Origin of the sequence: Micromonospora sp. NPDC050686, assembly GCF_040654475.1 — a bacterium.
Lineage (GTDB): Bacteria > Actinomycetota > Actinomycetes > Mycobacteriales > Micromonosporaceae > Micromonospora.
The window spans coordinates 1-4,648 of record NZ_JBFAID010000117.1; the positions used below are offsets into that span (position 1 = coordinate 1).

A 4,648-nucleotide genomic window follows, 5' to 3' on the forward strand; every position below is an offset into this window, starting at 1 on the left:
CTCGACCTGCCCGAACAGGTCTGGATCAACAAGCCCGAGCCGCAACGACAAGCCGCTTAACTCCCGTTGGCCTCAATCCCTTGACACGTTCCGGCCCGGCGCTGAGCAGTGTGAAGGTCTGATCAACGACAGGCGCTGCCGCACGGGCCAGGGCGGCACCGTCGAACATGGCGATGGAGGGCTGAACGGCGACACGTATGGCTTGCGGCTTCATCCGGGTGACGATGGCTGTCGCTGCTCGGGCTGGCGGGTCGTAGAACGGGGCGGCGAGGCGTAACTCGTCCACCGCATGCGTCGGTAGGTGGTTCAACAGCGGTTCGTGGAGGTTGCCGAAGGCACGCACCTGCGACCACCGTCCATCGATTTTCTTTGGCCGCATCCGCTCAGCGACGTGGCGGGTTGTCTTGGCGATCCAGCTAGCCAGACCGACCGTGTCTGGCAGGTCTTGCAGCCAGTCCGCGATGTCGTGGATGAGTTGCGGCCCATGATCCACGGTCCCATATGCGGTGACCCACAGCTCGTGGTTGTATCCCCACCCGGACAGCGTCGGGTTGCCCGATCCGACCGCGAGCCACACGTCCTGGTCGCCGAGTAGGACCACCAGCTTGGGGTGAAATGCTCTGGAGCAGACGGCGTGGCCGTGTTGGTAGGCCACGCCGGCGCGGCGTACGTCCACGGGGTCGTGTACAGCCTGTCCAGGGTCGCTGAGGACCGTGATCCGCGCGCCGAGAGCCCGAGCGGTGGGAATTGCGAACTTCTCGAGGAACCCCAGGTCGACCGTGTAACCGGTGATGAGGACCTCGCGCAGCCGGGCGTCGTCGACTCGATCCCGCCACTGCTGCAGGAGAGTTAGTGGCGATCGGAGGGAATGGGTGATGGCCTCGCTCATGAGGGCAGGTCCAGCAGTCGCTGCCCCTGAGGCGTGACTGGCTCTTCGGGGTGCGGTGTTAGCAGCCCGACCTGTACCGCAATCTCGGCCAGCTGGGGAAGGCGCAGACCGATGTTGCCGCTGCCCTCGTCAGAGTCAGCGAAGTACGCGCCATTGCGCTCGTGGAGTCTGCTGAACAGTGAGATCGTGCCGTCCTGGTTGAACTTCACCTTTCGCAGTGCTACCCGCCGCGATTGGGCGAGCATGTCGTCAACGAGGCGTCGCCCCAGCTCGGCGACCGAGCGCTGCCCGTACTCGTGCCGGAGCTGCGCTATCCAGGTGGGATCGAGGTAGGTGGGCCGTTTCCCCTTGAAGGTGCGCAGGGTGACGGCGGTCAGCGAGTCGAGGCGCCGGGCGCCGAGCAGTAGCAGCGCGACGTCGGTAAGCACACCGCTGTCGTCGCGCAGCAGCTCATCCTCGGCTGGTAGGGGGTCACGACGCTCATCAACGACGGCAGGCAGACCGGCCTCGAACTCGGCGACGGTGCTGCCGGGTAGCTGCGCGCTGATCCACTCGTGCAAGTGGCTACGAGAGGCGATCTCCGTCCCTCGGACCTCGTTGACCAACGCCGCCCAGAGATGTCGCCACGCCCCGACAGAGTGGTGACGAAGGACCACCCCTCGCCACGCGGCCGTTCGTTCTTCGCCGGCCAGCAACGGGTCCTCGCGTGCGGCCGAACCGTAGGCCACGGCAGCGGCGAACGCCTCCTGCCAGGTGGCCGCGTCTGGATTGAGCTGCCACGACCGGGCGAGTATGCGGAGTGTGGCGCGCCGCGTCCGATCGTCCCCGGTCCAGGACTGCGGGTCGTGGCGGCCATTTGCGGTGGCGCTGAACAGCGAGCTCAGTGGTTCCAGGTCAGGAGTGTCCGTGTCCTGTTGAAGGCGCAGGCGCCCCAGTGCCGCCGACGGGAGTGACAGACCACCTCGATGCTCGGCGACCTCAATGAGGGACTTGTACATCTTTGAGATTTCTGGTGGACACGGATGGCGGCCGACCCGCAGCGCATCGCTGTCCACCGTCACGGTCCCGAGCGTCACGCTTGGGCCGTTGTACTGCGACCAGAAGCCCCAGGTACGCGGGGAGTAGGAACCGGAACCAATGGAGTCGGCCACTGAGAATTCCTCGCCTTGGCCGGGGGGCTAGCCTGGCTAACGCGTCCACGCCATGAGCGACCCCGGGTGCGTAATCCGGATCGTCGTACTCCTGCGAGATTCGCGCCAGACCCACCTCCACCCGACGGACGAGGCGCTGGCACGCCTCTTGGTCCATGCCCTTCCGGCCCGCGTGCGCGGCGAGAGCCCAATAGAGGCTGTAGTAGCGGGCATAACGGGTCACGGTCGACACGCCTGGAACGAGCATGTCGACGCAGGCCATGACCGGCGCCTCGACGGCCAACGGGTATCGGCCTGCCCGGGCCAGCAGACCAGGCTCGCACCACCTAGGCCCCTCAACTGCAGATCTCGAGGCCGCTGCTGGGCCGGCCATCGCATCGGTAATGACGCTGGTCATGGTGGCCATTTTCGTCGTGGTCGGCGACGGACGGAATCCCCGACAAGGTCTACGATGGCACCTCGGCGGACGTGGCCGGTGGAAAGGGCATGCGGTGAAGCTTCCCAAGCCCTTAGCAACCTGGCTAACATGCCAACCGGTCATCGGTGTTCGTTGGCCGTCGATCAATCGAGACTCGTCAGCTGCTTGTGCTCGTCGGACCGGCCTGTCAAGATCCGCGGATGGCTCTCGTAGAGGTAGCAGAGATCGCGCCGGGTAAGTACTCCTTGTCCTTGGAAGCGGGGACCACCGGCGTGGATGACGTGATCTCCGAACTTGGCCACGAGCCCAACGGCTACTTCTGGGAAGGGATCGTCGAGCTGCTCGTCACGACCGAGGCCCCCACCCTCGAGGGTCGCTTCTTGCCCGACCCAGAGGGCGGAGCCTTCTACGCCACCAGCAACGATCGAGGCGCGCTTGATGACTTGGCCGTCCTGCTCGGTGCGGTCACGGCCGACGGGAATCGCCTGCGGCACCTCATGGAGTACGCCAAGACCAGTGGCTTCGAATTTGACGATTGAGCCGCTACGGTCGCAGCGAGTGGGCTGATCGCCTCGACCGGCGACACCCCACCTCGGCGCCTTCACCGATAATCCGCGCCCGGGAATCAGCGATACAGCTTGCCGGGGCAATGCTCGGCAACGTAGCCGATCTCGCTGCCTTCGGTGACCATCGGTTCGCCACCTGCCAGGGGCACCCCGACGTACCAGGCCCAGCAGTTGGAGTCGCCCGCCTTACGCAGATCACGAGCCTTGTAGTCAGCCTCTGTTCCGAAAACCTTGCAGAAGGCCGCTTTCTGCTCCCGCAGGAAGGCCTTGACACACTCGCGACCGACGCGCTCTAGCGATTTCAGATCGTTGCTACCAGCGACCAACTCGACGTTCGCTTGCCCACCCTTATCCGGCTTGTTGACCTCGTTGCTGCGCACCATCGACATGCTGAAATGCAGCTCAGGAGGCGTAGTCGTAGGTTGAGCCGACCGAGTTGCCGGAACGGTGACGGACGGCTTCACCATGCCAATGGTTGGGGTCGTGGGGCCGGCCGGCGAGCCCGATCCATGCTCGGGCTGCTCATCGCACCCACTCATCCCGAACAACGCCGACAGCGGCACCATGAACGCCGCAAGGAGCAGCCGGAGAGAGGGATGTCGCATGAGACGAATGCTGCCACGACCTGTCAATCCCCCGAGTCTTGGAGGACTCCGTGGTGAGGCGTGGGCTCCTCGGTCCTCAGCCGTGAAGCGCTCGTAGTCGGCAGGACTCCAGCGCGGCCAGTCGGGCGGGGCCGGGTACGCCCCGGCAGGCCCACAACACGATGGCACCGTACTCGTCGGCATCCTGCAGTGGCGCTCGGCCAACCTCGCACCGCTACTCCCCCGGCAAATCCGGCAGGTCATCCTGCCGATGTGCGGGTGGCTGTACAGCCGTACTGGCGTGACCTACAGTCCGATTCCGCCAACACCATGACCGACGGAAGGGGGCGATGGCGTGTCGGCGTACGGTCGTCACGATGCCGAGTGGGACGTGCTGGTGCACGCGGGCAAGCAGTTCCTGCGCGAGCGGGCATTGATGGAGCGCAACACGTCCTACACGGAGATGAGCGTGACGCTGGCGCGGCGTACAGGCTACCCGGTGTTCGACTTCTCGGAGCAGGCCGAGCGTGCTGCAATGGGCTATCTGCTGGGCCGGATCGTTCAGGAGACGTATCCGGTTGTAGGGGCGATGATGTCAGCGCTGGTGATCTACCTTGATGCGAACGACGCCGGCCCAGGCTTCTATCAGCTCGCGCAAGACATGGGTTTGCTCCACAAGGGTGCCTCGAAGCAGGCTCGGGAGGCGTTCTGGGTCCAACAGGTGCGAGGGACCTTTGACCACTTCCGTGCGGGTGGCCGACTTTGAGTTCGAGCCGGACCACGCCAGCCCTCGCCTGGAGCGGTTGGCTTCCGTTGGACGGCCGGGACGTTCGCCTGCAGGTGCCGCGAGGCCCAGGGCTGTACCAGGTGAGGCGCATCGGTGACAGTGCCATCGCCTACGTCGGGCAGACCGCTGAGTTGCGACGCCGACTCGGTCAGCTCTGCGTGTCAACGGCGGACTGGAACTGACCCCCTAGCGACGGATTGGGATTGACCCCCCCGGGGGTAGTTTCGTCCTACTTGTCGCGGTCCTTCGCGAG

The 4,648-nt window shown here is 65.3% G+C and carries 5 protein-coding genes; 2 read left to right on the forward strand and 3 right to left on the reverse strand.

The features are described from left to right. Positions 1-25: 25 nt before the first annotated feature. Positions 26-889, reverse strand: a complete 864-nt coding sequence (locus AB0H57_RS32435; protein ID WP_357512516.1) for a hypothetical protein — start codon at positions 887-889, stop codon at positions 26-28. Beyond that, positions 886-2,040, reverse strand: coding sequence for a hypothetical protein (locus AB0H57_RS32440; RefSeq protein WP_357512518.1), 1,155 nt, complete (start codon positions 2,038-2,040; stop codon positions 886-888). The genes AB0H57_RS32435 and AB0H57_RS32440 overlap by 4 nt, the downstream gene beginning before the upstream one ends. A 618-nt stretch (positions 2,041-2,658) precedes the next feature. On the opposite strand from AB0H57_RS32440, the gene AB0H57_RS32445 reads away from it, so the two are divergent. Next, positions 2,659-2,997 (forward strand): Imm51 family immunity protein, encoded by a 339-nt coding sequence (locus AB0H57_RS32445; protein WP_357512520.1) that lies wholly within the window; start codon positions 2,659-2,661, stop codon positions 2,995-2,997. 86 nt (positions 2,998-3,083) lie between these two features. On the opposite strand, the gene AB0H57_RS32450 is transcribed toward AB0H57_RS32445, so the two are convergent. Next, positions 3,084-3,629, reverse strand: coding sequence for a hypothetical protein (locus AB0H57_RS32450; RefSeq protein ID WP_357512522.1), 546 nt, complete (start codon positions 3,627-3,629; stop codon positions 3,084-3,086). A gap of 334 nt (positions 3,630-3,963) precedes the next feature. On the opposite strand from AB0H57_RS32450, the gene AB0H57_RS32455 reads away from it, so the two are divergent. After that, a complete protein-coding gene (locus AB0H57_RS32455; RefSeq protein WP_357512524.1) occupies positions 3,964-4,374 on the forward strand; it encodes a hypothetical protein in 411 nt (136 codons plus the stop codon). Positions 4,375-4,648: the final 274 nt, after the last annotated feature.

What these genes read in the sequence shown, in the direction of transcription:
- AB0H57_RS32450 (WP_357512522.1), bottom strand. Translation starts at nt 3,629, where the DNA reads ATGCGACATCCCTCTCTCCGGCTGCTCCTTGCGGCGTTCATGGTGCCG.
- AB0H57_RS32445 (WP_357512520.1), top strand. Translation starts at nt 2,659, where the DNA reads ATGGCTCTCGTAGAGGTAGCAGAGATCGCGCCGGGTAAGTACTCCTTG.
- AB0H57_RS32435 (WP_357512516.1), bottom strand. Translation starts at nt 889, where the DNA reads ATGAGCGAGGCCATCACCCATTCCCTCCGATCGCCACTAACTCTCCTG.